This window comes from Streptomyces sp. NPDC091649, from assembly GCF_044756785.1.
Classification (GTDB): domain Bacteria; phylum Actinomycetota; class Actinomycetes; order Streptomycetales; family Streptomycetaceae; genus Streptomyces.
The window spans coordinates 98,905-125,858 of sequence record NZ_JBIVTR010000007.1 but is presented as its reverse complement, the minus strand read 5'-3'; the positions used below and the strand labels follow the sequence as shown (position 1 = coordinate 125,858).

Below are 26,954 nucleotides of genomic sequence, written 5' to 3'. Positions count from 1 at the left end.
AGCGAAGAGACGGAACCTCGTCTCGCGGCTCTAGGGGATCGATGACTGAGTATGGCCGGGGCCCCGGCTCCGAACCGTGGCATCCCGAGGACCCCTTGTACGGGGACCAGGGGTGGGGAGGCCGGCAGGCCGCCCACGGCCAGGGCCAGTACGGCGACCAGCAGCAGTCCTATCCGCAGGACCCGTACGCCCAGCAGCACCAGCAGGACCCGTATGCCCAGCAGCATCAGCAGTACCCCCAGCACCAGCAGAACGAGCAGTACCAGCAGTCGTACGACCAGCAGCAGTACGACCCGCAGCAGTACGGACAGCAGCAGAACCACCAGCAGTACGGCGCACCGCAGCAGGACCCGTACGCCCAGCAGCCGGGAGCCCAGTCGCAGTACGGCGGCGGCTGGGACACCGGGCAGCAGGCCGCCATGCCGTACGGGGGCGAGCCCCAGGACCCGTACGCCCAGCAGCCGGTCGGCCATGACGCGTCCCAGGACTACTACGGCACTCCGGAGGCGTACCCTCCGCCGCAGCCCCCGGGCCGCCGCGAAACCGCGCCCGATCAGCAACAGCAGCAACGACAGCCGTCGACGGACTGGAACCCGGACGAGCCGCAGGAGGAGACGCATCCCTTCTTCACCGGTGCGGACGAACCGGCCGGCCGTGAGCCCCGCGACGACGAGGACGACCCGGACGAGGACGGGCCGCGCGCCTCGCGCCGGGACCGCGGTGGCGGTGACCGCCGGGGCGGCAAGGGCAAGAAGAAGAGCCGCAGCGGCACCGCCTGCCTGGTGGTCTCCGTCGTCCTGCTCGGCGGCCTCGGCGGAGTCTCCTACGTCGGGTACACCTTCTGGAAGAAGCAGTTCGGCGCCCCCGCCGACTACGCGGGATCGGGCACCGACGAGCAGGTCGAGGTCGAGATCCCGGAGGGGGCCCTCGGCTACGACATCGCGAACATCCTGCGCAAGAAGGGTGTCATCAAGTCCTCCGACGCCTTCGTCGTGGCGCAGAACGGCAACCCCAAGGGAAAGTCGCTCCAGGCCGGCGTCTACCTCCTGAAGAAGGAGATGTCGGCGGCCAGCGCGATCGAGCTGATGCTCGATCCCAAGAGCCAGAACGCCCTCGTCATCCCCGAGGGCACCCGCAACGCCACCGTCTACAAGATGATCGACAAGCGGCTCCAGCTCGAAGAGGGCACCACGGCCGAGATCGCCAAGACCAAGGCGGAAAGCCTCGGACTGCCCGACTGGGTGGATGACGATCCGGACGTGAAGGACCCGCTGGAGGGCTTCCTCTACCCGGCCGCCTATCCGGTCGCCAAGGGGTCGAAACCCGAGGACGCGCTGAAGCGGATGGTCACGCGGGCGAACAAGGAGTACGGCAAGCTCGACCTGAAGGCCAGTGCGGAGAAGCTCGGTCTCAAGAACCCGTGGGAACTGATCACCGTCGCAAGCCTCGTGCAGGTCGAGGGCAAGTACAAGCACGACTTCGACAAGGTCGCACGGGTCGTCTACAACCGACTCAAGCCGGGCAACATGGAGACGGTCGGGCGGCTCGAATTCGACTCCACGGTCAACTACATCAAGGGTCAGAGCACCCTGGACATCGGCGCGGTCGACGAGGTCCGGAAGATCGACGACCCGTACAACACGTACAAGATCATGGGCCTGCCGTCCGGCCCGATCAGTAATCCGGGCGCGGAGGCGCTGCATTCGGCGATGAATCCCACGCCGGGCCCCTGGTACTACTTCGTCTCGATCAACGAGGACAAGACCGTCTTCGCCGAGACCAACGACGAGCACGAGAAGAACCGGCGGAAGTACCAAGAGGAGTCGGGCCAGTGAGCGGGATCCGCCGGGCCGCCGTCCTCGGCTCGCCCATCGCCCATTCGCTCTCCCCGGTGCTGCACCGCGCCGCCTACGCCGAGCTCGGCCTCGACCACTGGTCCTACGACCGGTTCGAGGTCGACGAGGCGGCGCTGCCCGGATTCCTGGACGGTCTGGACGCCTCCTGGGCGGGGCTGTCCCTGACCATGCCGCTCAAGCGGGCGGTCATCCCGCTGCTCGACGAGATCAGTGCGACGGCGGCCTCGGTGGAGGCCGTCAACACGGTGGTGTTCACCGAGGACGGCCGACGGGCCGGTGACAACACCGACATCCCCGGCATGATCGCCGCCCTGCGGGAGCGCGGGATCGACAAGGTGGAATCCGCCGCCGTCCTCGGCGCCGGGGCCACCGCCTCCTCCGCGCTCGCCGCGCTCGCCGCGGTCTGCTCCGGGCCGGTCACCGCCTGTGTACGGGGCCCCGGACGCGCGGCCGAGATGCGGGCCTGGGGGGAGCGGCTCGGCGTCGACGTCGTGGTCGCCGACTGGGCGGACGCGGCAACGGCGCTGAGCGCGCCGCTGGTCATCGCCACCACCCCGGCGGGCGCCACCGACGCGCTGGCCGCGTCCGTGCCCAAAACCCCGGGCATCCTCTTCGACGTGCTCTACGAGCCGTGGCCCACCGCGCTCGCCACCGCCTGGTCGTCACGCGGCGGGGCGGTGGTCGGCGGACTCGACCTCCTCGTCCACCAGGCGCTGCTCCAGGTCGAGCGGATGACCGGCCGGGCCCCGGCTCCGCTGGGCGCCATGCGGCAGGCCGGCGAAGCCGCTCTCACGGCCCGCTGACGGGCAGGCCGTCCGTGTCGCCCCGTCCGTCTGCTGGACCTGGGGCCGATGAGGGGGTCCGGTCGTGGGAGGATCGGAGGCGGCGGGCCAGGGCCGCGCACCCGGTGGCGCCGTTGGACTTTCAGGCGCGAGCATGAGGAGCACCGTTGAGCAGGTTGCGCTGGCTGACCGCGGGGGAGTCGCACGGCCCCGCACTGGTGGCGACGCTGGAGGGTCTTCCCGCCGGCGTCCCGGTCACCACGGAGATGGTGGCGGAGGCGCTGGCGCGGCGACGGCTCGGCTACGGCCGCGGCGCGCGGATGAAGTTCGAGCAGGACGAGGTCACCTTCCTCGGCGGCGTACGCCACGGACTCACCATGGGCTCCCCGGTCGCCGTCATGGTCGGCAACACCGAGTGGCCCAAGTGGCAGCAGGTCATGTCGGCCGACCCGGTCGACCCCGACGAGCTGGCGAAGCTCGCCCGCAACGCCCCGCTCACCCGCCCCCGGCCCGGTCACGCCGACCTCGCGGGGATGCAGAAGTACGGCTTCGACGAGGCCAGGCCGGTCCTGGAGCGCGCCAGCGCCCGGGAGACCGCCGCGCGGGTCGCCCTCGGGGCCGTCGCCCGCTCCTACCTCAAGGAGACCGCGGGCATCGAGATCGTCAGCCATGTCGTCGAGCTGGCCGCCGCGAAGGCGCCGTACGGGGTCTACCCGGTCCCCGCCGACGTGGAGAAGCTGGACGCCGACCCGGTCCGCTGCCTGGACGCCGACGCGTCCAAGGCGATGGTGGCCGAGATCGACCAGGCCCACAAGGACGGCGACACCCTCGGCGGGGTCGTCGAGGTACTGGCGTACGGCGTGCCGGTCGGCCTCGGCTCGCACGTGCACTGGGACCGCCGCCTGGACGCCCGGCTCGCCGCCGCGCTCATGGGCATCCAGGCCATCAAGGGCGTCGAGGTCGGCGACGGCTTCGACCTGGCCCGGGTCCCCGGCTCCAAGGCGCACGACGAGATCGTCGCCACCGAGGACGGCATCAAGCGCACCTCCGGGCGGTCCGGCGGCACCGAGGGCGGGCTCACCACCGGCGAGCTGCTGCGCGTGCGCGCCGCGATGAAGCCCATCGCGACCGTGCCGCGCGCCCTGGCCACCGTGGACGTCACCACCGGTGAGGCCACCAAGGCCCACCACCAGCGCTCCGACGTCTGCGCCGTCCCCGCCGCGGGCATCGTCGCGGAGGCGATGGTCGCCCTCGTCCTGGCCGACGCGGTCGCGGAGAAGTTCGGCGGCGACAGCGTCCCCGAGACCCACCGCAACGTCCAGTCGTACCTCGACCACCTCCAGATCCGATGAGCGGCCCCCTGGTCGTCCTCGTCGGCCCGATGGGCGTCGGCAAGTCCACCGTCGGCGAACTGCTCGCCGCCCGGCTCGGCACCACCTACCGGGACACCGACGCGGACGTCGTCGCCGAGGCGGGCAAGCCGATCGCGGAGATCTTCTACGACGAGGGCGAGGAGCACTTCCGCGCCCTGGAGCGCGGGGCCGTCGAGGCGGCCGTCGCCGGGCACACGGGCGTCCTCTCCCTCGGCGGCGGGGCCGTCCTGGACGCGGCGACCAGGCAGCTGCTGGCCGGCCGTCCGGTCGTCTACCTCTCCATGGACGTGGACGAGGCCGTCCGCCGCGTCGGTCTCGGGGCCGCCCGCCCGCTGCTCGCGGTCAACCCGCGCCGGCAGTGGCGCGAGCTGATGGACGCCCGCCGCCACCTCTACGAAGAGGTCGCCCGCACGGTCGTCGCCACCGACGAGAACACCCCCGAAGAGGTCGCCCAGGCGATCATCGACGCACTGGAACTGCCGGAGGCCGCACAGGGCCCCGGCGTGGAGAACACCGGCATGACGCAGCAGGGACCCACCCGCATCCAGGTCGCAGGCTCCGCGGGCGCCGACCCGTACGAGGTCCTCGTCGGCCACCAGCTCCTGGGCGAACTGCCCCGGCTGATCGGCGACCGCGCCCGGCGGGTCGCGGTCCTGCACCCCGAGGCGCTCGCCGAGACCGGGGAGGCGGTCCGTCAGGACCTCGCCGACCAGGGGTACGAGGCCATCGCCGTCCAGCTGCCGAACGCGGAGGAGGCCAAGACCGTCGAGGTCGCCGCCTACTGCTGGAAGGCGCTCGGCCAGACCGGCTTCACCCGCTCCGACGTCATCGTGGGCATCGGCGGCGGCGCCACCACGGACGTCGCCGGGTTCGTCGCCGCCAGCTGGCTGCGCGGGGTCCGCTGGATCGCGATCCCGACCACCGTGCTCGGCATGGTCGACGCGGCCGTCGGCGGCAAGACCGGCATCAACACCGCCGAGGGCAAGAACCTCGTCGGCGCCTTCCACCCGCCCGCCGGGGTCCTCTGCGACCTCGCCGCGTTGGACTCGCTGCCGGTCAACGACTACGTCTCCGGCATGGCCGAGATCATCAAGGCCGGGTTCATCGCCGACCCGGTCATCCTCGACCTGGTCGAGGCCGACCCCGAGGGCGCGCGCACCCCGGCCGGGCCGCACACCGCCGAGCTGATCGAGCGGTCCATCCGGGTCAAGGCCGAGGTCGTCTCCAGCGACCTCAAGGAGTCCGGACTCCGCGAGATCCTCAACTACGGCCACACCCTGGCCCACGCCATCGAGAAGAACGAGCGCTACAAGTGGCGCCACGGCGCGGCCGTCTCCATCGGCATGGTCTTCGCCGCCGAGCTGGGCCGGCTCGCCGGCCGCCTCGACGACGCCACCGCCGAACGGCACCGCACCGTCCTCCAGTCGGTGGGCCTGCCGCTCGCCTACCGCGGTGACCAGTGGCCCAAGCTGCTGGAGAACATGAAGGTCGACAAGAAGTCCCGCGGCGACCTGCTGCGCTTCATCGTCCTGGACGGCATCGGCAAGCCCACCGTCCTGGAGGGCCCCGACCCGGCCGTGCTGCTCGCCGCCTACGGGGAGGTCTCCGCGTGAGGCGAAGGGCCCTCGTCCTGAACGGCCCCAACCTCGGCAGGCTCGGCTCGCGCGAGCCCGACGTCTACGGGGCCACCTCCTACGCCGGACTCGTCGAGACCTGCACGACCCTCGGCAAGGAGCTGGGCTTCGACGTCGAGGTGCGGGAGACCAACGACGAGGGCGAGCTGATCCGCTGGCTCCACGAGGCGGCGGACGGATCGATTCCGGTCATTCTCAACCCGGGCGCCTTCACGCACTACTCGTACGGCATGCGGGACGCGGCCGCCCAGCGCACCGCACCGCTGATCGAGGTGCACATCTCCAACCCGTACACCCGCGAGGAGTTCCGGCACACCTCCGTGGTCGCCGCGGTCGCCACCGGCACGGTGGCCGGGTTCGGCATCGGTTCCTACCGGCTCGCGCTGCGCGCCCTGGCCGACGAGACGACCGGCTGACGGGCCGACACCGAAGCGATCCCCGTCCGGCCTTGGGCGGCCGACGGGCGCCTCGCACCCTCCCGGGCCGTTCACCCCGAGACGGCCCGGGGAGGTACGGTAGCCGTCCCATCAGCGTCAGTTGCGGTTACGAGACGGAGTGGCACCGGATGCAGCACGCAGTGGGGGCCCCGCTGCCGCCGCCCCACGGACCCGGCTTCGGGCACGTCGGCCGGCCGTACCAGGCCCAGCACCCCGGCCACCCCGGCCCGCCCCCGATATCCCCGCCGCCATCGGCCCCCGGTCAGGCTCCGCCTCCCCCGGCCCAGGGCCAGACCCGGCAGCCCCAGGCCCCCGGCCAGGCCCCGGGGCCCAGCTGGAGCGGCACAGGGCCCACACCACCCCCCGCGGGGCAGGCCGGCGGGCACACCGGACACGTCCAGCTGCCCCCGGGCGGCCCCGTCCCGCTGCCCGCTCCCCCCGCCGAGGCCGGCACCGGCGGCGCGACGCTCGCCGTGCTGCTCATCGGGCCGGCCGGGGCGGGCAAGACCACCGTCGCCAAGCTGTGGGCGGCCCGCCGCCGGGTGCCCACCGCCCACGTCTCCCTCGACGACGTCCGCGAATGGGTCCGTTCCGGCTTCGCCGACCCGCAGGCCGGCTGGAACGACCACTCCGAAGCCCAGTACCGGCTGGCCCGCCGCACCTGCGGCTTCGCCGCCCGCAACTTCCTCGCCAACGGCATCTCCTGCATCCTCGACGACGCCGTCTTCCCCGACCGCCCGGTCGTCGGCCTCGGCGGCTGGAAGCGCCATGTCGGCCCCGGTCTGCTGCCCGTGGTCCTGCTGCCCGGCCTGGAGGTCGTCCTGGAGCGCAACGCCGCCCGCAGCGGCAACCGCAGGCTCTCCGACGAGGAGGTCGCCCGCATCCACGGCCGGATGGCCGGCTGGTACGGCTCCGGCCTCCCGATCATCGACAACTCCACGTACGACGTCGAGACCACCGCCCGCGTCCTGGACGACGTGCTGGCCCGCTCCATCGCGAGCCCGCCCGCCTGGTAGCCACCGCACCACAGGGCCGCGGCCCCCGGTCGGGTGCGCTGGCCGGGCGGGGCGCCGCCCCCGCTCGTACGCTCGGACCATGTCAGAGGTGCACGCCGTCCGACGCGGGCTGCTCCGCGGCCGGTGCGCCGCCGCGGGCTCCGCGGCCGCCCTGGTCTCCCGCCCCGCCAACGTCCGCTATCTCGCGGGCGGAGCGCCTCCCGGCGCCGTGCTGCTGCTCGGCCCCGGCGAGGACGTTCTGCTCTGCCCCCGCGCCCCGACCGGTGAACCCGGCCACGGGCGGCCCGACGAGGGGCTACGGATCGACCTCCTGCCCACCCCGGGCGAGGATCCGGTCGTCGCCGCCGCGGGCCTCGCCGCCTCGTCGGGCGCCGGCTCGCTCGCGGTCGAGGAGCACGACCTGACCGTGGCCCGGCACCGTGCCATGGGGAAGGCCGCCCCACGTCTCCGGCTGGCCGATCTCGGCTCCACCGTGGAACAGCAGCGGATCGTCAAGGACGAGGAGGAGATCGGCTGCCTCCGGATCGCCGCCGAGATCACCGACCAGGCGCTCGGCGAACTCCTCGAATCGATCCTGGTCGGCCGCACCGAGCGGCACCTCGCGCTGGAACTGGAGCGCCGCCTGGTCGATCACGGGGCGGACGGCCCCGCCTTCGCCACCTCCGTGGCCACCGGCCCCAACTCCGGCCAGGGACGCCACCGGCCCTCGGACCGCAGGGTGGAGGAGGGAGATTTCCTCTCCGTCCGGCTGGGCGCGAGCTACCACGGCTACCGCTGCGAGATCGGCCGGACCTTCGTCATCGGCACCGCCCCCGCCGAGTGGCAGATCGAGCTCTACGACCTTGTTTTCGCCGCTCAGCGGGCCGGCCGGGAAGCCCTGGCGCCCGGGGCGGCCTACCGGGACGTGGACCGTGCGGCCCGGCATCCGCTGGAGTCGGCGGGGCACGGAGAGGGCCTCCAGCCGTGGACCGGGCACGGTGTGGGGCTCGAAATCGAGGAGGACCCGCGACTGGCACCTACAGCCATGGGTAAACTGGACGCTTGTGTGCCGGTCACCGTCGAACCGGGAGTCCACCTCCCGGGCCGGGGCGGTGTCCGGATCGATGACACGCTCGTCGTGCGCCCCGAGGCGGACGGCGGACCCGAGCTACTCACCATGACGACCAAGGAGCTGCTCGCGCTCTAGCGCGCATCCTCGGTCGTTCCACCAGCTTCAGTCCAGGAGATTCCGCAACCGTGGCTTCCACGAACGACCTCAAGAACGGCCTGGTGCTCAAGCTCGACGGAGGCCAGCTCTGGTCCGTCGTCGAGTTCCAGCACGTCAAGCCCGGCAAGGGCCCCGCCTTCGTGCGCACCAAGCTCAAGAACGTGCTCTCCGGCAAGGTCGTCGACAAGACGTTCAACGCCGGCGTGAAGGTCGATACGGCCACCATTGACCGCCGTGACATGCAGTTCTCGTACATGGACGGCGAGTACTTCGTCTTCATGGACATGGACACCTACGACCAGCTCATGGTCGACCGCAAGGCCGTCGGCAACGCCGCCAACTTCCTGATCGAGGGCTTCACCGCCTCCGTCGCCCAGCACGAGGGCGAGGTGCTCTACGTCGAGCTGCCGGCCGCGGTCGAGCTGACGATCCAGCACACGGACCCGGGCGTCCAGGGCGACCGCTCCACCGGCGGCACCAAGCCCGCCACCCTGGAGACCGGTTACGAGATCGGCGTGCCGCTCTTCATCAGCACCGGCGAGAAGATCAAGGTCGACACCCGCTCGGGCGACTACCTCGGCCGGGTGAACAGCTAACCGTGGCTGCCCGGAACAAGGCCCGCAAGCGCGCCTTCCAGATCCTCTTCGAGGCCGACCAGCGCGGTGAGTCCGTGCAGAGCGTGCTCGCGGACTGGGTTCGGCACTCGCGGACCGACGACCGTCAGCCGCCGGTCGGCGAATTCACGATGGAGCTCGTCGAGGGGTACGCGCAGTACGCGGACCGGATCGACGACCTCATCGTCACCTACGCCGTGGACTGGGAGATCGACCGTATGCCGGTCGTCGACCGGAGCATTCTGCGGCTCGGTGCGTATGAGCTGATCTGGCTGGACGAGACCCCGGACGCCGTCGTCATCGACGAGGCCGTCCAGCTCGCCAAGGAGTTCTCCACCGATGACTCCCCGTCCTTCGTGAACGGCCTGCTGGCCCGTTTCAAGGACCTGAAGCCGAACCTCCGCCGGGAGCAGTAGCCCCCGGCCGCGACGGTTCGGTCGCACACACCGAAGGGTCCACGGCCGCCCGGCCGTGGACCCTTCGGTGTACGCCGGCCGGAACACACGGACACGCAAACGCCGGGCGGGGGGGGGGGGGGGGGGCCCCCCCCCCCCCCCCCGCCCGGGGGGGGGGGGGGGGGGCCCCCCCCCCCCCCCCCCCCCCGGCGGCACGTTTCTGCTGTGGGGTCCCGCCCCGCTCGCTCAGCCCTCGTCGTGGGAGACCGCGCGACGCGCGTCCGCGTCCAGCACGCCCCAGCTGATGAGCTGCTCCGTCAGCACGGAAGGCGACTGGTCGTAGATCACGGCGAGCGTGCGCAGGTCGTCCTGGCGGATCGAGAGCACCTTGCCGTTGTAGTCACCGCGCTGGCTCTGGATGGTCGCGGCGTAGCGCTGCAGCGGACCGGCCTTCTCCGGCGGGACGTGGGCGAGGCGCTCCAGGTCCAGGACGAGCTTGGGCGGCGGCTCGGCGGCCCCGCCCGGCGTCGTGCCGGGCAGCAGCTCCTGCACCGGGACCCCGTAGAAATCCGCCAGCTCGGCGAGGCGCTGCACGGTCACGGCGCGGTCGCCGCGCTCGTACGAGCCGACCACGACGGCCTTCCAGCGCCCCTGGGACTTCTCCTCCACGCCGTGGAGGGAAAGGCCCTGCTGGGTGCGGATGGCACGGAGTTTGGCCCCGAGCTGTTTTGCGTATTCGCTGGACATATGGCTCCCCGGACGCTGGAACAGTGTGCGGCTCCGCCGCGTGGCTGGTAACTCACTGTGAGGTTACGCAGCGTTACTTGGATGCGTCAAGCCGAATGGTCCGGACCCCCGCCTCCCGGGGGTGGTACCGGAGCGCCGCGCAAGCCCTGGTAACGTGGATGACGCAATTTCGACGTCCTTTAACGTCCGTCCAGTGAGGCGGAGAAGGAGGTCCGTTTCTTATGGACGCACAGTACGACCACACCGGCAACGCGGCGCGCCCTGTTCTCGAGGCCCCCGACATCGCCCGTGTGCTGACCCGTATCGCCCACGAGATCGTCGAACGCGCCAAGGGCGCCGACGATGTGGTGCTGCTCGGCATCCCGACGCGAGGAGTCTTCCTCGCCCGTCGGCTCGCCGGGAAACTCGAGGAGATCACCGGCCGGAAGACGCCGGTCGGATCGCTCGACATCACCATGTACCGCGACGACCTGCGCATGCGCCCGGCGCGCGCACTGGCCCGTACCGACATCCCCGGCGAGGGGATCGAGGGCAGCCTGGTCGTCCTGGTCGACGACGTGCTCTTCTCCGGCCGCACGATCCGCGCCGCCCTCGACGCGCTCGGCGACATCGGCCGCCCGCGCGCGGTGCAGCTCGCGGTCCTGGTCGACCGCGGTCACCGGGAGCTCCCGATCCGCGCGGACTACGTCGGCAAGAACCTCCCCACGTCGCTGCGGGAGACGGTCAAGGTCCAGCTCGCCGAGGAGGACGGCCGCGACGCCGTGCTGCTCGGCGTCCAGGCCGCCCCGGCGGACGCGCAGTAGCCCGAGCCCTCCCGTACGCCCTTCCGGGGCCCTACGGCCGCTCCAGCGCGCCCGCATGCCTGAAACTCCCTCCAGCCACCCGGAGAACCCCCAGATGAAGCGCCACCTCATCTCGGCCGCCGACCTCACCCGCGACGACGCCGTCCTGATCCTCGACACCGCCGAGGAGATGGCCCGGGTCGCGGACCGGCCGATCAAGAAGCTTCCCACCCTGCGCGGCCGTACCGTCGTCAACCTCTTCTTCGAGGACTCGACCCGCACCCGCATCTCCTTCGAGGCGGCCGCCAAGCGCCTGTCCGCCGATGTCATCAACTTCTCCGCCAAGGGCTCCTCCGTCTCCAAGGGCGAGTCCCTGAAGGACACCGCGCTCACCCTGGAGGCGATGGGCGCCGACGCCGTCGTCATCCGGCACGGCGCCTCCGGCGCCCCCTACCGGCTCGCCACCTCCGGCTGGATCGACGGGGCCGTGGTCAACGCCGGGGACGGCACCCACGAGCACCCCACCCAGGCCCTGCTGGACGCCTTCACGATGCGCCGCCGGCTCGTCGGCGCCGACACCGGGCTCGGCCGCGACCTCGACGGCCGCCGCATCACCATCGTCGGCGACATCCTGCACAGCCGCGTCGCCCGCTCCAACGTCCACCTGCTCACCACGCTCGGCGCGCACGTCACCCTGGTGGCCCCGCCCACCCTCGTGCCCGTGGGCGTGGAACAGTGGCCCTGCGACGTCAGCTACAGCCTGGACAGCGTGCTCGCCCAGTCCGACGCGGTGATGATGCTGCGTGTGCAGCGCGAACGGATGAACGCCGCCTACTTCCCCACCGAGCGCGAATACTCGCGCCGCTACGGCCTGGACGGCGAGCGGATGGCGAAGATGCCCGGACACGCCATCGTCATGCACCCCGGCCCGATGGTCCGCGGCATGGAGATCACCGCCGAGGTCGCCGACTCCGACCGCTGCACGGTCGTCGAGCAGGTCGCCAACGGCGTCTCCATCCGCATGGCCGTGCTCTACCTGCTGCTCGGCGGCTCCGACACCGCGCTGTCCGCCGCCCCCGCCCGTACCGAGGAGAACAAGTAATCATGAGCAAGGTCCTTATCCGCGGTGCGCGGGTCCTCGGCGGCGAGCCGCAGGACGTACTGATCGACGGCGAGACCGTCGCCGAGGTGGGCACCGACATCGACGCCGCCGGCGCCACCGTGATCGAGGCCGAGGGGCAGGTCCTGCTGCCCGGCCTGGTCGACCTGCACACCCACCTGCGCGAGCCCGGCCGCGAGGACTCCGAGACCGTCCTCACCGGCACCAAGGCCGCGGCCGTCGGCGGCTTCACCGCCGTGCACGCCATGGCCAACACCTTCCCCGTCGCCGACACGGCCGGCGTCGTCGAGCAGGTCTGGCGGCTCGGCAAGGAGTCCGGCTACTGCGACGTCCAGCCCGTGGGCGCGGTCACCGTCGGCCTGGAGGGCAAGCAGCTCGCCGAACTCGGCGCGATGCACGACTCCGCCGCCGAGGTGAAGGTCTTCTCCGACGACGGCAAGTGCGTCGACGACGCGGTGATCATGCGCCGCGCCCTGGAGTACGTGAAAGCCTTCGACGGCGTCGTCGCCCAGCACGCCCAGGAGCCCCGTCTCACCGAGGGCGCCCAGATGAACGAGGGCGTCGTCTCCGCCGAACTCGGGCTCGGCGGCTGGCCCGCCGTCGCCGAGGAGTCGATCATCGCCCGCGACGTCCTCCTCGCCGCCCACGTCGGCTCGCGCGTCCACATCTGCCACCTCTCCACCGCCGGCTCCGTGGAGATCGTCCGCTGGGCCAAGTCCAAGGGCTGGAACGTCACCGCCGAGGTCACCCCGCACCACCTCCTCCTCACCGACGAGCTGGTCCGCAGCTACAACCCCGTCTACAAGGTGAACCCGCCGCTGCGCACCGAGGCCGACGTCATGGCCCTGCGCGAGGCGCTCGCCGACGGCACGATCGACTGCGTCGCCACCGACCACGCGCCGCACCCGCACGAGGACAAGGACTGCGAGTGGGCCGCGGCGGCCATGGGCATGGTGGGCCTGGAGACCGCGCTCCCGGTCGTCCAGCAGACGATGGTGGACACCGGCCTGCTCGACTGGGCGGGCGTCGCCGACCGCATGTCCTTCCGCCCGGCGGCCATCGGCCGCCTCGAAGGACACGGCCGCCCCGTCTCGGCGGGTGAGCCCGCCAACCTCACTCTGGTCGATCCGGCATACCGTGGGGCAGTGGACCCCGCGGGCTTCGCGTCCCGCAGCCGCAACACCCCCTACGAGGGCCGTGAGCTGCCGGGCCGCGTCACCCACACCTTCCTGCGGGGCCGTGCCACGGTCGTCGACGGGAAGCTCGCGTGACAACTCTGACCCCCCTGTACCACCTGGCCGCCGAACAGAAGTCGGCGGAAGTGACGGACTGGGCCGCCCGCATCGCCTGGGTGGCCGGCCTGTTCGTCTTCATCGCCCTCGTCTACTGGCTGATGCGCCAGGGGTGGAAGTGGCGCGGCAGCCTCCAGTCCGGCCTGCCGGAGCTGCCGGCCGCCCCCGAGGGCTTCGCCGACGACGAGACGCTGCTGACGCTCCAGGGGCGCTACCACGCCTCCACCACCGCCGGCCAGTGGCTCGACCGGATCGTCGCGCACGGCCTCGGCACCCGCAGCCGTACCGCGCTCACGCTCACCGCCCGCGGACTGCACGTCGAACGCCCCGGGGCGGCCGACTTCTTCATCCCGGCCGACGCCCTGCGCGAGGCCCGTCTCGACAAGGCGCTCGCCGGCAAGGTCCTCCCCGAGGGCGGCCTGCTGATCATCACCTGGGCGCACGGCGAGACGCTGATCGACTCCGGCTTCCGCTCCGACCACGCCGCCGAGCACCCGGCCTGGGTCGAGGCCGTCAACCACCTCACCAGCACCACTACGGAAGGCACCGCACGATGACGATCTCCACCCGGGGGGCCCAGGCCCCCGCCGTACTCGTCCTGGAGGACGGCCGCGCCTTCCGCGGCCGTGCCTACGGGGCCGTGGGGGAGACCTTCGGCGAAGCGGTGTTCTCCACCGGCATGACCGGCTACCAGGAGACGCTGACGGACCCCTCGTACCACCGCCAGGTCGTCGTCATGACGGCCCCGCACGTCGGCAACACCGGCGTCAACGACGAGGACCCCGAGTCCGCCCGGATCTGGGTCTCCGGCTACGTCGTCCGCGACCCCGCCCGCAAGCCGTCCAACTGGCGCTCGCAGCGCTCGCTGGACGAGGAGCTGGCGGCGCAGGGCATCGTCGGCATCAGCGGCGTCGACACCCGCGCCCTCACCCGCCACCTGCGCGAGCGCGGCGCGATGCGCGTCGGGATCTTCTCCGGAAACGCCATCCCCGACGAGGGCGCCCTGCTCGCCCGCGTCCGCCAGGCCCCCGAGATGACCGGCGCCGACCTCTCCGCCGAGGTCGCCACCAAGGAGACCTACGTGGTCCCGGCGCTCGGCACGAAGAAGTTCACCGTCGCCGCGATCGACCTCGGCATCAAGGGCATGACCCCCCGCCGGATGGCCGAGCGCGGCATCGAGGTGCACGTGCTGCCCGCCACCGCCACCCTGGAGGAGGTGTACGCCGTGAACCCGGACGGCGTCTTCTTCTCCAACGGCCCCGGCGACCCGTCCACCGCCGACCACCCGGTCGCCCTCATGCGGGGCGTCCTCGCGCGGTCCACCCCGCTCTTCGGCATCTGCTTCGGCAACCAGATCCTCGGCCGCGCGCTCGGCTTCGGCACCTACAAGCTGAAGTACGGCCACCGCGGCATCAACCAGCCGGTGCAGGACCGCACCACCGGCAAGGTCGAGGTCACCGCGCACAACCACGGCTTCGCCGTCGACGCCCCCCTGGACCGCGTGTCGGACACGGAGTTCGGCCGCGCCGAGGTCTCCCACGTCTGCCTGAACGACCAGGTGGTCGAGGGGCTCCAGCTCCTGGACCGGCCCGCGTTCAGTGTCCAGTACCACCCCGAGGCGGCCGCCGGCCCGCACGACGCCGCGTACCTCTTCGACCGCTTCACCACCCTGATGGAGGGCCAGCGTGCCTAAGCGCTCCGATATCCAGTCCGTCCTGGTCATCGGCTCCGGTCCGATCGTCATCGGCCAGGCCGCCGAGTTCGACTACTCCGGCACCCAGGCGTGCCGCGTCCTCAAGGCCGAGGGCCTGCGCGTCATCCTGGTCAACTCCAACCCGGCGACGATCATGACCGACCCGGAGATCGCCGACGCCACCTACGTCGAGCCGATCACTCCCGAGTTCGTCGAGAAGATCATCGCCAAGGAGCGCCCCGACGCGCTCCTGCCCACCCTCGGCGGCCAGACCGCGCTGAACACCGCGATCTCCATGCACGAGAACGGCGTCCTGGAGAAGTACGGCGTCGAGCTCATCGGCGCCAACGTCGAGGCCATCAACAAGGGCGAGGACCGCGACCTCTTCAAGGGCGTCGTCGAGGCCGTCAAGGCGAAGACCGGGTACGGCGAGTCGGCCCGCTCCGTCATCTGCCACACCATGGACGACGTCATCGCCGGCGTCGACACCCTCGGCGGCTACCCCGTCGTCGTCCGCCCCTCCTTCACCATGGGCGGCGCCGGCTCCGGCTTCGCCCATGACGAGGAGGAACTGCGCCGCATCGCCGGACAGGGCCTCACGCTCTCCCCGACCACCGAGGTGCTCCTGGAGGAGTCCATCCTCGGCTGGAAGGAGTACGAGCTGGAGCTGATGCGCGACAGGAACGACAACGTCGTGGTCGTCTGCTCCATCGAGAACTTCGACCCGATGGGCGTCCACACCGGCGACTCCATCACCGTCGCCCCGGCGATGACGCTCACCGACCGCGAGTACCAGCGGCTGCGCGACGTCGGCATCGCGATCATCCGCGAGGTCGGCGTCGACACCGGCGGCTGCAACATCCAGTTCGCCATCGACCCCGTCGACGGCCGGGTCATCGTCATCGAGATGAACCCGCGCGTCTCCCGCTCCTCGGCGCTCGCCTCCAAGGCCACCGGCTTCCCGATCGCCAAGATCGCCGCCAAGCTGGCCGTCGGCTACACCCTGGACGAGATCCCCAACGACATCACCGAGAAGACGCCGGCCTCCTTCGAGCCGACCCTCGACTACGTCGTCGTCAAGGCCCCCCGCTTCGCCTTCGAGAAGTTCCCCTCCGCCGACTCCACCCTCACCACCACCATGAAGTCGGTGGGCGAGGCCATGGCGATCGGCCGGAACTTCACCGAGGCCCTCCAGAAGGCCCTGCGCTCGCTGGAGAAGAAGGGCTCGCAGTTCTCCTTCACCGGCGAGACGGGCGACAAGGCCGAGCTGCTCGCGGAAGCGGTCCGCCCGACCGACGGCCGCATCAACACCGTCATGCGGGCGATCCGGGCCGGCGCCACCCAGGAGGAGGTCTTCGACGCCACGAAGATCGACCCCTGGTTCGTCGACCAGCTCTTCCTGATCAAGGAGATCGCCGACGAGCTGGCCTCCGCCGAGCGCCTGGACGCCGGCCTGATCGCCGAGGCCAAGCGGCACGGCTTCTCCGACGCCCAGATCGGCGAGATCCGCGGGCTGCGCGAGGACGTCGTCCGCGAGGTCCGGCACGCGCTCGGCATCCGCCCGGTCTACAAGACGGTCGACACCTGCGCCGCCGAGTTCGCCGCGAAGACGCCGTACTTCTACTCCTCCTACGACGAGGAGAGCGAGGTCGCGAGCCGCACCAAGCCGGCCGTGATCATCCTCGGCTCGGGCCCCAACCGCATCGGCCAGGGCATCGAGTTCGATTACTCCTGTGTGCACGCCTCCTTCGCGCTCGGCGACGCGGGCTACGAGACCGTCATGGTCAACTGCAACCCGGAGACCGTCTCCACCGACTACGACACCTCCGACCGGCTCTACTTCGAGCCGCTCACCCTGGAGGACGTCCTGGAGATCGTGCACGCCGAGTCGCTGGCGGGCCCGATCGCCGGCGTCATCGTGCAGCTCGGCGGCCAGACCCCGCTGGGCCTCGCGCAGGCGCTCAAGGACAACGGCGTACCCGTCGTCGGCACCTCCCCGGAGGCCATCCACGCCGCCGAGGACCGCGGCGCCTTCGGCCGGGTCCTGGCCGAGGCCGGACTGCCCGCGCCCAAGCACGGCACCGCCACCACCTTCGGCGAGGCCAAGGCCATCGCCGACGAGATCGGCTACCCGGTCCTGGTCCGCCCGAGCTACGTGCTCGGCGGGCGCGGCATGGAGATCGTGTACGACGAGACGCGCCTGGCCTCGTACATCTCCGAGTCCACCGAGATCAGCCCCACCCGGCCGGTCCTGGTCGACCGCTTCCTCGACGACGCCATCGAGATCGACGTGGACGCCCTCTACGACGGCACCGAGCTGTACCTCGGCGGCGTCATGGAGCACATCGAGGAAGCCGGCATCCACTCCGGCGACTCGGCCTGCGCCCTGCCCCCGATCACCCTCGGCGGCTTCGACATCAAGCGGCTGCGCGCCTCCACCGAGTCCATCGCCAAGGGCGTCGGCGTCCTCGGGCTGATCAACATCCAGTTCGCGCTCTCCGGCGACATCCTCTACGTCCTGGAGGCCAACCCGCGCGCCTCCCGCACGGTCCCCTTCACCTCGAAGGCGACCGCGGTCCCGCTCGCCAAGGCCGCCGCCCGCATCTCGCTGGGCGCGACCATCGCCGAGCTGCGCGCGGAGGGCCTGCTGCCGAAGACCGGCGACGGCGGCACCCTGCCGCTGGACGCGCCGATCTCCGTCAAGGAGGCCGTGATGCCGTGGTCGCGCTTCCGCGACATCCACGGCCGGGGCGTCGACACGGTCCTCGGCCCGGAGATGCGCTCCACCGGCGAGGTCATGGGCATCGACTCGGTCTTCGGCACGGCGTACGCCAAGTCGCAGGCCGGCGCGTACGGGCCGCTGCCCACCCAGGGTCGCGCGTTCATCTCGGTCGCCAACCGCGACAAGCGCTCGATGATCTTCCCGGCCCGCGAGCTGGTCGCCCACGGCTTCGAGCTGATGGCCACCTCCGGCACCGCCGAGGTCCTCAAGCGCAACGGCATCAACGCCACCGTCGTGCGCAAGCAGTCCGAGGGCACCGGTCCCAACGGCGAGAAGACCATCGTCCAGCTCATCCACGACGGCGAGGTCGACCTCATCGTCAACACGCCGTACGGCACCGGCGGTCGGCTCGACGGTTACGAGATCCGCACCGCGGCCGTCGCCCGCTCCGTACCCTGCCTGACCACGGTCCAGGCGCTCGCCGCCGCCGTCCAGGGCATCGACGCCCTCAACAGCGGCGACGTCGGCGTCCGTTCCCTCCAGGAACACGCGGAGCACTTGACCGCGGCGCGCGACTAGCAGCCCGGAGAGAGGGGGACACCGTCAAACGGTGTCCCCCTCTTCGCGAGCCACGTCGAGCACACCGAGCACCAAGGACACCCCCTCATGTACAAGATCTTCTTCCGGCTGGTCTTCAAGCGGATGGACCCCGAGCGGGCCCACCGCGCCGCTTTCCGGTGGATCCGCCTCGCCGCCCGCATCCCCGTGCTGCGCACCTTCGTCGCCGCCGCCCTCGCCCCGCGCTTCAAGGAGCTGCGCACCGAGGCCCTGGGCCTGCGGATGCACGGCCCCTTCGGGCTCGCCGCCGGCTTCGACAAGAACGCCGTCGCGATCGACGGCATGGCGATGCTCGGCTTCGACCACGTCGAGATCGGCACCGTCACCGGCGAACCACAGCCCGGCAACCCCAAGACGCGCCTCTTCCGGCTCGTCGCCGACCGCGCCCTGATCAACCGCATGGGCTTCAACAACGACGGCTCAGCCGCCGTCGCCGCCCGCCTCGCCGCCCGTAACCCCGTCTTCCGCACCACGGTCGGCGTCAACATCGGCAAGACCAAGGCCGTCCCGGAGGCCGAGGCCGCCGCCGACTACGTGAAGTCCACCGAGGCCCTCGCCGCCCACGCCGACTACCTGGTCGTCAACGTCTCCTCGCCCAACACCCCCGGCCTGCGCAACCTCCAGGCCACCGAGTCGCTGCGCCCGCTGCTCACCGCCGTACGCGAGGCCGCCGACCGCACCGTCACCACCCGGCGCGTCCCCCTGCTCGTCAAGATCGCCCCGGACCTCGCGGACGAGGACGTCGACGCCGTCGCCGACCTCGCCGTGGAGCTGGGCCTGGACGGCATCATCGCCACCAACACCACCATCGCCCGCGAGGGCCTGGGTCTGAAGTCGGCGCCCGACCTGGTGGGGGAGGCCGGCGGGCTCTCCGGCGCACCTCTCAAGGAGCGCTCGCTGGAGGTCCTGAGCCGCCTGTACGCCCGTGTGGGGGACCGGATCACCCTGGTGGGCGTCGGGGGCGTCGAGAACGCCGAGGACGCCTGGCAGCGCATCCTCGCCGGGGCCACCCTCGTCCAGGGCTACAGCGCCTTCATCTACGAGGGTCCCTGCTACGTCCGTGCGATCCACCAGGGCCTCGCCACCCGGCTCGCCGCCTCCCCGTACGCCACCCTCGCCGAGGCCGTCGGCGCCGAGACCCGGAAGAAGGCCGCCCTGTGACGCCCGAACCCTTCGGCGCCCGCCTGCGCCACGCCATGGACACCCGCGGGCCGCTCTGCGTCGGCATCGACCCGCACGCCTCCCTGCTCGCCTCCTGGGGGCTGCACGACGACATCGCGGGCCTGGAGCGCTTCACCCGGACCGTCGTCGAGGCGCTGGCCGACCGGGTCGCCGTCCTCAAGCCGCAGTCCGCGTTCTTCGAGCGCTTCGGCTCGCGCGGCGTCGCCGTTCTGGAGAAGGCGGTCGAGGAGGCGCGGGCGGCCGGCGCGCTCGTCCTGATGGACGCCAAGCGCGGCGACATCGGCTCCACGATGGGGGCCTACGCCTCGGCCTACCTGGACAAGGACTCGCCGCTCTTCTCGGACGCGGTGACGCTCTCCCCGTACCTCGGCTTCGGCTCGCTGCGCCCGGCGCTCGACGCCGCCGCCGTCTCCGGCGCGGGCGTCTTCGTCCTCGCCCTCACCTCCAACCCGGAGGGCGCCGAGGTCCAGCGGGCCACGGCCGCCGACGGCCGCTTGCTCGCCGAGCTGATGCTCGGCCACATGGCCGCCGAGAACGCCGGGGCGGACCCGCTCGGCTCGGTGGGCGCGGTGGTCGGCGCGACGCTCGGGGACGCGGGGGTGGACCTGGCGATCAACGGGCCGCTCCTCGCACCCGGCATCGGCGCCCAGGGGGCGACCCCGGCGGACCTGCCGGCGGTGTTCGGCGACGCGGTGGGCAACGTGGTCCCCAGCGTGAGCCGGGGCGTGCTGCGCCACGGTCCGGACGTGTCCGGGCTGCGCGAAGCCGCCGAGAGGTTCGCGGACGAGGTCCGCGGTGCCGTCTCCGGCAGTTGACCCTGGCACGTTTACGGCGTGGTGACGAATTACCGGCGAGAAACCTGGTCGATATGTCGGGAAAATCCGGGTCGGCCACAGCTGACCAGGACTTTTCGTCTGTTCTCGCTGACTACAGCGGCCCTTGCCGCTAGTCTCCGTCGAGAGCGGCCGAGCACAGTGTGTTCTCCGCTCACCTGGCGGGGGGCGTCCAGCTTCCCCGCCGGTCCGTATCCGACAGATCGACATCCGAGGTGACGTAGGCGTGGCTCTTCCGCCCCTTACCCCTGAACAGCGCGCAGCCGCGCTCGAAAAGGCCGCCGCGGCTCGCCGGGAGCGGGCCGAGGTCAAGAATCGACTCAAGCACTCCGGCGCTTCCCTCCACGACGTCATCAAGCAGGGCCAGGAGAACGACGTCATCGGGAAGATGAAGGTCTCCGCACTGCTGGAGTCCCTGCCGGGCGTCGGCAAGGTCCGCGCCAAGCAGATCATGGAGCGTCTCGGCATCTCCGAGAGCCGCCGGGTCAGGGGTCTTGGCTCCAATCAGATCGCATCCCTGGAGCGTGAGTTCGGCGGCAGCCCCGCCTGACGTTCTCAGGCACTCCTGAGAACCTGGATAATCGCCCCATGGCTGCAACATCCCGGGGGACGTCCCCCGTACCCCCGGACGTACGTCCGCGGCTGACCGTGCTCTCCGGCCCTTCGGGCGTCGGCAAGAGCACGGTCGTCGCTCATATGCGCACCGTGCACCCCGAGGTCTGGCTCTCCGTGTCGGCGACGACACGGAAGCCGCGCCCCGGGGAGCGCAACGGTGTCCACTACTTCTTCGTCGAGGACGAGGAGTTCGACAAGCTCGTCGCCAACGGCGAACTGCTGGAGTGGGCAGAGTTCGCGGGCAACCGCTACGGCACGCCCCGCCGCGCCGTGCTGGACCGCCTGGAGGCCGGGGAGCCGGTCCTTCTGGAGATCGACCTCCAGGGCGCCCGGCTGGTCCGCCAGTCGATGCCCGACGCGCGTCTGGTGTTCTTGGCCCCGCCGAGCTGGGAGGAGCTGGTGCGCCGGCTCACCGGCCGGGGGACCGAGGCGCCCGAGGTCATCGAGCGGCGGCTCGCCGCCGCGAAGATCGAACTGGCCGCCGAGGCCGAGTTCGACACCACGCTCGTCAACACCTCCGTCGAGGACGTGGCCCGTGAGCTGCTAACGTTGATGCTTCAGGCTTAGATCTCCTTGATCTTTGATCTTTACCCCCTTCGGAAGGCAGAGAGTGTCCTCTTCCATCACCACGCCCGAGGGCATCATCAACCCGCCGATTGATGAGCTCCTCGAAGCCACCGACTCGAAGTACAGCCTGGTGATCTACGCGGCCAAGCGTGCCCGCCAGATCAACGCGTACTACTCGCAGCTCGGTGAAGGTCTCCTGGAGTACGTCGGTCCGCTCGTCGACACCCACGTGCACGAGAAGCCGCTGTCGATCGCACTCCGCGAGATCAACGCGGGCCTGCTGACCTCCGAGGCCATCGAGGGCCCCGCGCAGTAACGCAGGAACACGAGGCACCTTCACCCAGGCCCGGCGGCCCGTCCGCCGGGCCTGGGGTGTTTCCGGGGCGGGATGAACGCGCGCTGTGCGGTGAGGCAGCATGGGACGGGCAGTTGCGGCAGGGTGTCGCGACGTCGTGTTGCCGAGTGCGGGGAGACACAGTGGACAAGCCGAAGGTGGTCCTGGGGGTCAGCGGGGGGATCGCCGCCTACAAGGCGTGCGAGCTACTGCGCCGGCTGACCGAGTCCGGCCACGACGTACGGGTCGTCCCGACCGCCGCGTCGTTGCACTTCGTGGGAGCCGCCACCTGGTCGGCGCTCTCCGGCCACCCCGTGACCGACGAGGTCTGGGAGGACGTGCACGAGGTCCCGCACGTGCGGATCGGGCAGGACGCCGACCTCGTGGTGGTCGCCCCGGCCACCGCGGACATGCTGGCCAAGGCGGCCCACGGGCTCGCCGACGACCTCCTCACCAACACCCTCCTGACCGCCCGCTGCCCGGTGGTCTTCGCCCCCGCCATGCACACCGAGATGTGGGAGCACCCGGCCACCCAGGAGAACGTCGCCACTCTGCGGCGCCGGGGCGCGGTCGTCGTCGAGCCCGCCGTCGGCCGGCTCACCGGCGTCGACACGGGCAAGGGCAGGCTGCCCGACCCCGGCGAGATCTTCGAGGTCTGCCGCCGGGTCCTGGCGCGCGGAGTCACCGAACGCGACCTCGCGGGCCGGCACGTGGTGATCAGCGCCGGCGGCACGCGTGAGCCGCTCGACCCGGTGCGCTTCCTGGGCAACCGCTCCTCCGGCAAGCAGGGCTACGCGCTGGCTCGCACGGCGGTGGCCCGGGGGGCCCGCGTCACCCTGATCGAGGCCAACACCGGGCTGCCCGACCCGGCCGGGGCCGACGTCCTGCGGGTCGGCACGGCCGTCCAGTTGCGCGAGGCCGTGCTGAAGGCCGCGCCCGACGCGGATGTCGTGGTGATGGCGGCCGCGGTGGCTGACTTCCGACCCGCCGCCTATGCCTCCGGCAAGATCAAGAAGAAGGACGGCGAGGAGGCGCCCGCGCTCACCCTGGTCCGCAACCCCGACATCCTCGCGGAGGTCTCCGCCGAGCGGGCCCGCCCGGACCAGATCGTCGTCGGCTTCGCCGCCGAGACCGACGACGTGCTGGCCAACGGCCGCGCGAAGCTCCGCCGCAAGGGCTGCGACCTCCTCGTGGTCAACGAGGTGGGCGAGCGCAGGACCTTCGGCTCGGAGGAGAACGAAGCGGTCGTCCTGGCCGCCGACGGCCAGGAGACCCCGGTGCCCCGCGGCCCCAAGGAAGCCCTCGCCGACACGGTCTGGGACCTGGTTTCGGGAAGGTTCCAGCCGATTTCACAATCAACCCTCCGGGCGAGCGAAAACAGCCCATAAGGCCCAACAGGGCGGCTGAGAAGGGTGGATTGTCCTACTGGTGCCCCGCGTGTCACACGTCACGAACCTCCCAAAGGGCGAGACACCTGCCCCAGTCGCCGGATGTGACCGATAAACTGGCCGACGGTACGCGCCGAGCGCAGCTCTCGGTCGTACCACCCATGATCAGCCAGCAGCCGCTGCAACCCCAGGGAGCGATGTGTCCCGCCGTCTCTTCACCTCGGAATCTGTGACCGAGGGTCACCCCGACAAGATCGCTGACCAGATCAGCGACACGATTCTCGACGCGCTCCTGCGCGAGGACCCCGCCTCGCGCGTCGCCGTCGAGACCTTGATCACCACCGGACTGGTGCATGTCGCGGGCGAGGTCACGACCAAGGCTTACGCCGACATTCCCAACCTCGTGCGCAACAAGGTCCTGGAGATCGGCTACGACTCCTCCAAAAAGGGCTTCGACGGTGCTTCCTGCGGCGTCTCGGTCTCGATCGGCTCGCAGTCGCCCGACATCGCCCAGGGCGTCGACACCGCGTACGAGAAGCGGGTCGAGGGCGATGACGACGAGCTCGACAAGCAGGGCGCGGGCGACCAGGGCCTGATGTTCGGCTACGCCTGCGACGAGACGCCGGAGCTGATGCCGCTCCCGATCCACATCGCGCACCGCCTCTCCCGGCGGCTGTCCGAGGTGCGCAAGAACGGGACCATCCCCTACCTGCGTCCCGACGGCAAGACCCAGGTCACCATCGAGTACGACGGTGACAAGGCGGTCCGGCTGGACACGGTGGTCGTCTCCTCGCAGCACGCCTCCGACATCGACCTGGACTCGCTGCTCGCGCCCGACATCCGCGAGTTCGTCGTCGAGCACGTGCTCGGGCAGCTCGTCGAGGACGGCATCAAGCTGGACACCGAGGGCTACCGCCTGCTGGTGAACCCGACCGGCCGCTTCGAGATCGGCGGCCCGATGGGCGACGCCGGCCTGACCGGCCGAAAGATCATCATCGACACGTACGGCGGCATGGCCCGGCACGGCGGCGGCGCCTTCTCGGGCAAGGACCCCTCCAAGGTCGACCGCTCGGCCGCCTACGCGATGCGCTGGGTCGCCAAGAACGTGGTCGCGGCCGGTCTCGCCGCGCGCTGCGAGGTCCAGGTCGCGTACGCCATCGGCAAGGCCGAGCCCGTCGGTCTCTTCGTGGAGACCTTCGGCACCGCCGCGGTCGACACCGAGAAGATCGAGAACGCGATCGGCGAGGTCTTCGACCTCCGTCCTGCCGCGATCATCCGGGACCTCGACCTGCTCCGCCCGATCTACGCCCAGACCGCCGCCTACGGCCACTTCGGCCGTGAGCTGCCCGACTTCACCTGGGAGCGCACCGACCGCGTGGACGCCCTGCGCGCCGCCGCCGGCCTGTAGCGAGCCCCGCCCGCGTACGACAGCGGGGCGAGCGTCATCCCGTACGACAGCGGGGCCCGGACACCGAACGCGGTGGCCGGGCCCCGCTGCCGTGCCCCGCCGCTGTCAGTGCTCTCTGGTAGGAATTCAGCTGTGAGCAGCGAGAACGAGGAGACCGCCGAACCCGGTCCCGGGGCGCCGGAACAGCTTGCGCTGATCCGGGAGACCGTGCGCCGGGCGAAGGTGCCGCGCGCCAAGCCGCGCACCTGGCGCGGTGCCGAGCTCGCCGAGGAGCTGCCCGTCGCCCGCGTCCTGGTCAACAAGGGCGTCCTCCACCTCGACCAGTACTTCGACTACGCGGTCCCCAAGGAGCTGGACGCCGACGCCCGGCCGGGCGTCCGGGTGCGGGTGCGGTTCGGGGCCGGGGGGCGCAACGTCCAGGGCGGGCGGCGCGAGGGCGGCGGGCTGATCGACGGCTTCATCGTCGAGCGCCGCGCCGACTCCGACTACCAGGGGGCGCTGGCCGCCCTCGCCTCGGTGGTCTCCCCGGAGCCCGTCCTCGGGCCCGACCTGCTGGCCCTCTGCCGTGCCGTCGCCGACCGGTACGCGGGCAGCCTCGCCGACGTCCTCCAGCTGGCCGTCCCGCCCCGTAACGCCCGCGCCGAGTCGAAACCCTCACCGGACCCGCTGCCCCCGCCCCCGCCCCCGGAGCCGGGCACCTGGGAGCGGTACGGCCAGGGCCCGGCCTTCCTGCGCGCCCTGGCCGAGGGCGGTGCGCCGCGCGCCGTGTGGACCGCGCTGCCCGGCCCGCACTGGCCCGCCGAGATCGCCGGGGCCGTCGCGGCGACGCTCTCCGCCGGGCGCGGCGCGCTCGTCGTCGTGCCCGACGGGCGGGCCGCCGGACGGGTCGACGCGGTCCTGACCGAGGCGCTCGGCGCCGGCCGGCACGCCCTGCTGACCGCCGACTCCGGCCCCGAGAAGCGCTACCGCCAGTGGCTCGCGGTGCGCCGGGGCTCGGTGCGGGCGGTGGTGGGGACCCGGGCCGCCATGTTCGCCCCCGTCCAGGACCTCGGCCTGGTCGTCGTCTGGGACGACGGGGACTCCAGCCACAGCGACGACAACGCCCCCTTCCCCCATGTCCGCGAGGTCCTGGAGCTGCGCGCGGCACAGGGCCGGTGCGGCTTCCTCCTCGGCGGCACCAGCTGCACGGTCGAGGCCGCCCAGCTCGTGGAGAGCGGCTGGGCGCTGCCGCTCCTCGCGGACCGCGAGCGGCTGCGCCGGGCCGCGCCCCTCATCCGTACGGTCGGGGACGGCGAGCTGGCCCGGGACGGTGCCGCCCGCTCCGCCCGGCTGCCCAGCCTCGCCTGGGGAGTCGTGCGCGACGGCCTGCGCAGCGGCCCCGTGCTCGTCCAGGTGCCCCGGCGGGGTTACGCCCCCCGCCTGGGCTGCGAACGCTGCCGCACGCCCGCCCGCTGCCGGCACTGCGCGGGCCCCCTCCAGGCTCCCGACCAGCAGGACCTGGACTGCGCCTGGTGCGGGAGGGCCGAGCGGGCCTGGCACTGCGTGGAGTGCGGCTCCACCCGGCTGCGGGCCCGGATCGTGGGCGCCCGCCGTACGGCGGAGGAGCTGGGCCGGGCCTTTCCCGCCGTACCCGTCCGGACCTCGGGGCGTGACCACGTCCTGGACGCCGTGCCCGCCGCCCCGGCCCTGGTCGTCTCCACCCCAGGCGCCGAGCCCGTCGCCGAGGGCGGCTACGCGGCGGCCCTGCTCCTGGACGGCTGGGCCATGCTCGGCCGGCCCGACCTGCGCGCGGGGGAGGAAGCGCTGCGCCGGTGGACGGCGGCGGGGGCGCTGGTGCGGGGCCAGGACGAGGGGGGCACGGTGGTGATCGTGGCCGAGCCGACGGAGCGCGCGGTGCAGGCGCTGGTCCGCTGGGACCCGGCGGGATTCGCCCGGCGGGAGCTGGCGGAGCGGGCCGAGCTGGGCTTCCCGCCGGTCTCCCGGATGGCCTCGGCCACCGGCCCGCCGGAGGCCCTGGCCGGGTTCCTCCGGACCGCCGGGCTGCCACCGGAGGCCGAGATCCTGGGCCCGGTGCCGGTCCCGTCGGCCGAGCCCGGCAGACCTCGCCGTCCCGGGGACGCCCCGCCGGGCGAGACCTGGGAACGTGTCCTGATCCGAGTGCTCCCGGGTCGCGGGGCGGCGCTCGCCCGCGCTCTGAAGACCGCGCTCGCGGCTCGTACGGCCAAGGGCTCCACCGACCCGATACGCATCAGGATCGACCCGCCCGATATCGGCTGACGCCGCACGGCGGCCCCGGCCGCCGCACCCGGACATGGGACTGCCCCGCCGTGCGACCGGCA

Annotated in this window: 24 protein-coding genes; 23 read left to right on the top strand and 1 reads right to left on the bottom strand. The window is 71.9% G+C overall.

What is annotated here, in order from left to right; all coding sequences use genetic code 11:
* The first annotated feature begins 41 nt into the window (after positions 1-41).
* The 9 genes from mltG to nusB all read left to right on the top strand — a co-directional run bounded on the left by mltG (position 42) and on the right by nusB (position 9,335).
* Positions 42-1,835, top strand: coding sequence for an endolytic transglycosylase MltG (mltG, locus tag ACIQMU_RS15045; RefSeq protein ID WP_402688981.1), 1,794 nt, complete (start codon positions 42-44; stop codon positions 1,833-1,835).
* Complete coding sequence (locus tag ACIQMU_RS15040; protein ID WP_402688980.1) at positions 1,832-2,659, top strand: shikimate dehydrogenase; 828 nt, start codon at positions 1,832-1,834, stop codon at positions 2,657-2,659. Before mltG ends, ACIQMU_RS15040 begins: the two co-directional genes overlap by 4 nt.
* 146 nt (positions 2,660-2,805) lie before the next feature.
* A complete protein-coding gene (gene aroC, locus ACIQMU_RS15035; RefSeq protein WP_352241564.1) occupies positions 2,806-3,990 on the top strand; it encodes a chorismate synthase in 1,185 nt (394 codons plus the stop codon).
* Complete coding sequence (gene aroB / locus ACIQMU_RS15030; protein ID WP_352241563.1) at positions 3,987-5,624, top strand: 3-dehydroquinate synthase; 1,638 nt, start codon at positions 3,987-3,989, stop codon at positions 5,622-5,624. The genes aroC and aroB overlap by 4 nt, the downstream gene beginning before the upstream one ends.
* Positions 5,621-6,061, top strand: a complete 441-nt coding sequence (locus ACIQMU_RS15025; protein WP_352241562.1) for a type II 3-dehydroquinate dehydratase — start codon at positions 5,621-5,623, stop codon at positions 6,059-6,061. Before aroB ends, ACIQMU_RS15025 begins: the two co-directional genes overlap by 4 nt.
* Before the next feature lie 149 nt (positions 6,062-6,210).
* A complete protein-coding gene (locus ACIQMU_RS15020; RefSeq protein WP_402688979.1) occupies positions 6,211-7,098 on the top strand; it encodes a Pro-rich N-terminal domain-containing protein in 888 nt (295 codons plus the stop codon).
* 79 nt (positions 7,099-7,177) lie between these two features.
* A complete protein-coding gene (locus ACIQMU_RS15015) occupies positions 7,178-8,284 on the top strand; it encodes a M24 family metallopeptidase (protein WP_352241560.1) in 1,107 nt (368 codons plus the stop codon).
* 50 nt (positions 8,285-8,334) lie between these two features.
* Positions 8,335-8,901, top strand: a complete 567-nt coding sequence (gene efp, locus ACIQMU_RS15010; protein WP_352241559.1) for an elongation factor P — start codon at positions 8,335-8,337, stop codon at positions 8,899-8,901.
* A 2-nt stretch (positions 8,902-8,903) separates the two neighbouring features.
* A complete protein-coding gene (nusB, locus tag ACIQMU_RS15005; RefSeq protein ID WP_352241558.1) occupies positions 8,904-9,335 on the top strand; it encodes a transcription antitermination factor NusB in 432 nt (143 codons plus the stop codon).
* A 225-nt stretch (positions 9,336-9,560) separates the two neighbouring features.
* Here the strand turns inward: nusB and bldD are convergent, their stop codons facing one another.
* Positions 9,561-10,061 (bottom strand): transcriptional regulator BldD, encoded by a 501-nt coding sequence (gene bldD, locus ACIQMU_RS15000; RefSeq protein ID WP_003970358.1) that lies wholly within the window; start codon positions 10,059-10,061, stop codon positions 9,561-9,563.
* Positions 10,062-10,282: 221 nt separating this feature from the next.
* On the opposite strand from bldD, the gene pyrR reads away from it, so the two are divergent.
* From pyrR to ACIQMU_RS14930, 14 genes are all read left to right on the top strand, one after another.
* Positions 10,283-10,864, top strand: coding sequence for a bifunctional pyr operon transcriptional regulator/uracil phosphoribosyltransferase PyrR (gene pyrR, locus ACIQMU_RS14995; RefSeq protein WP_356731018.1), 582 nt, complete (start codon positions 10,283-10,285; stop codon positions 10,862-10,864).
* Between the two features lie 94 nt (positions 10,865-10,958).
* Positions 10,959-11,945 (top strand): aspartate carbamoyltransferase catalytic subunit, encoded by a 987-nt coding sequence (locus ACIQMU_RS14990; RefSeq protein ID WP_352241711.1) that lies wholly within the window; start codon positions 10,959-10,961, stop codon positions 11,943-11,945.
* Between the two features lie 2 nt (positions 11,946-11,947).
* Positions 11,948-13,234 (top strand): dihydroorotase, encoded by a 1,287-nt coding sequence (locus tag ACIQMU_RS14985; protein WP_402688978.1) that lies wholly within the window; start codon positions 11,948-11,950, stop codon positions 13,232-13,234.
* A complete protein-coding gene (locus tag ACIQMU_RS14980; protein ID WP_352241554.1) occupies positions 13,231-13,812 on the top strand; it encodes a hypothetical protein in 582 nt (193 codons plus the stop codon). Before ACIQMU_RS14985 ends, ACIQMU_RS14980 begins: the two co-directional genes overlap by 4 nt.
* The gene (gene carA, locus ACIQMU_RS14975; protein WP_352241553.1) at positions 13,809-14,948 is read left to right on the top strand and encodes a glutamine-hydrolyzing carbamoyl-phosphate synthase small subunit; all 1,140 of its coding nucleotides are present in this window, start codon (positions 13,809-13,811) and stop codon (positions 14,946-14,948) included. The genes ACIQMU_RS14980 and carA overlap by 4 nt, the downstream gene beginning before the upstream one ends.
* A complete protein-coding gene (carB, locus tag ACIQMU_RS14970; RefSeq protein WP_352241552.1) occupies positions 14,941-18,249 on the top strand; it encodes a carbamoyl-phosphate synthase large subunit in 3,309 nt (1,102 codons plus the stop codon). The genes carA and carB overlap by 8 nt, the downstream gene beginning before the upstream one ends.
* Before the next feature lie 87 nt (positions 18,250-18,336).
* On the top strand, positions 18,337-19,449 hold the full coding sequence (locus tag ACIQMU_RS14965) for a quinone-dependent dihydroorotate dehydrogenase (RefSeq protein ID WP_402688977.1): 1,113 nt from the start codon (positions 18,337-18,339) through the stop codon (positions 19,447-19,449).
* Positions 19,446-20,285 carry an orotidine-5'-phosphate decarboxylase gene (pyrF, locus tag ACIQMU_RS14960; protein ID WP_402688976.1) on the top strand — a complete coding sequence of 280 codons (840 nt, stop codon included), beginning with the start codon at positions 19,446-19,448 and terminating at the stop codon, positions 20,283-20,285. The genes ACIQMU_RS14965 and pyrF overlap by 4 nt, the downstream gene beginning before the upstream one ends.
* Positions 20,286-20,529: 244 nt before the next feature.
* Complete coding sequence (locus ACIQMU_RS14955) at positions 20,530-20,853, top strand: integration host factor (RefSeq protein WP_040019917.1); 324 nt, start codon at positions 20,530-20,532, stop codon at positions 20,851-20,853.
* Positions 20,854-20,891: 38 nt separating this feature from the next.
* Positions 20,892-21,485, top strand: coding sequence for a guanylate kinase (gmk, locus tag ACIQMU_RS14950; protein ID WP_352241549.1), 594 nt, complete (start codon positions 20,892-20,894; stop codon positions 21,483-21,485).
* A gap of 43 nt (positions 21,486-21,528) precedes the next feature.
* The gene (rpoZ, locus tag ACIQMU_RS14945; RefSeq protein ID WP_003970369.1) at positions 21,529-21,801 is read left to right on the top strand and encodes a DNA-directed RNA polymerase subunit omega; all 273 of its coding nucleotides are present in this window, start codon (positions 21,529-21,531) and stop codon (positions 21,799-21,801) included.
* Between the two features lie 161 nt (positions 21,802-21,962).
* Positions 21,963-23,207, top strand: a complete 1,245-nt coding sequence (gene coaBC / locus ACIQMU_RS14940) for a bifunctional phosphopantothenoylcysteine decarboxylase/phosphopantothenate--cysteine ligase CoaBC (RefSeq protein WP_352241548.1) — start codon at positions 21,963-21,965, stop codon at positions 23,205-23,207.
* 199 nt (positions 23,208-23,406) lie between these two features.
* A complete protein-coding gene (metK, locus tag ACIQMU_RS14935) occupies positions 23,407-24,615 on the top strand; it encodes a methionine adenosyltransferase (protein WP_352241547.1) in 1,209 nt (402 codons plus the stop codon).
* A 132-nt stretch (positions 24,616-24,747) separates the two neighbouring features.
* Positions 24,748-26,892: a primosomal protein N' gene (locus ACIQMU_RS14930; protein WP_352241546.1), complete on the top strand. Its 2,145-nt coding sequence runs from the start codon at positions 24,748-24,750 to the stop codon at positions 26,890-26,892.
* The last annotated feature ends 62 nt before the right edge of the window (positions 26,893-26,954 follow it).

Bases quoted from the DNA above. Each gene is read 5' to 3' on its own strand.
- mltG (WP_402688981.1), top strand. From the start codon at position 42: ATGACTGAGTATGGCCGGGGCCCCGGCTCCGAACCGTGGCATCCCGAG.
- aroB (WP_352241563.1), top strand. From the start codon at position 3,987: ATGAGCGGCCCCCTGGTCGTCCTCGTCGGCCCGATGGGCGTCGGCAAG.
- ACIQMU_RS15020 (WP_402688979.1), top strand. From the start codon at position 6,211: ATGCAGCACGCAGTGGGGGCCCCGCTGCCGCCGCCCCACGGACCCGGC.
- ACIQMU_RS15015 (WP_352241560.1), top strand. From the start codon at position 7,178: ATGTCAGAGGTGCACGCCGTCCGACGCGGGCTGCTCCGCGGCCGGTGC.
- bldD (WP_003970358.1), bottom strand. From the start codon at position 10,061: ATGTCCAGCGAATACGCAAAACAGCTCGGGGCCAAACTCCGTGCCATC.
- pyrR (WP_356731018.1), top strand. From the start codon at position 10,283: ATGGACGCACAGTACGACCACACCGGCAACGCGGCGCGCCCTGTTCTC.
- ACIQMU_RS14990 (WP_352241711.1), top strand. From the start codon at position 10,959: ATGAAGCGCCACCTCATCTCGGCCGCCGACCTCACCCGCGACGACGCC.
- ACIQMU_RS14985 (WP_402688978.1), top strand. From the start codon at position 11,948: ATGAGCAAGGTCCTTATCCGCGGTGCGCGGGTCCTCGGCGGCGAGCCG.
- carA (WP_352241553.1), top strand. From the start codon at position 13,809: ATGACGATCTCCACCCGGGGGGCCCAGGCCCCCGCCGTACTCGTCCTG.
- ACIQMU_RS14965 (WP_402688977.1), top strand. From the start codon at position 18,337: ATGTACAAGATCTTCTTCCGGCTGGTCTTCAAGCGGATGGACCCCGAG.
- gmk (WP_352241549.1), top strand. From the start codon at position 20,892: ATGGCTGCAACATCCCGGGGGACGTCCCCCGTACCCCCGGACGTACGT.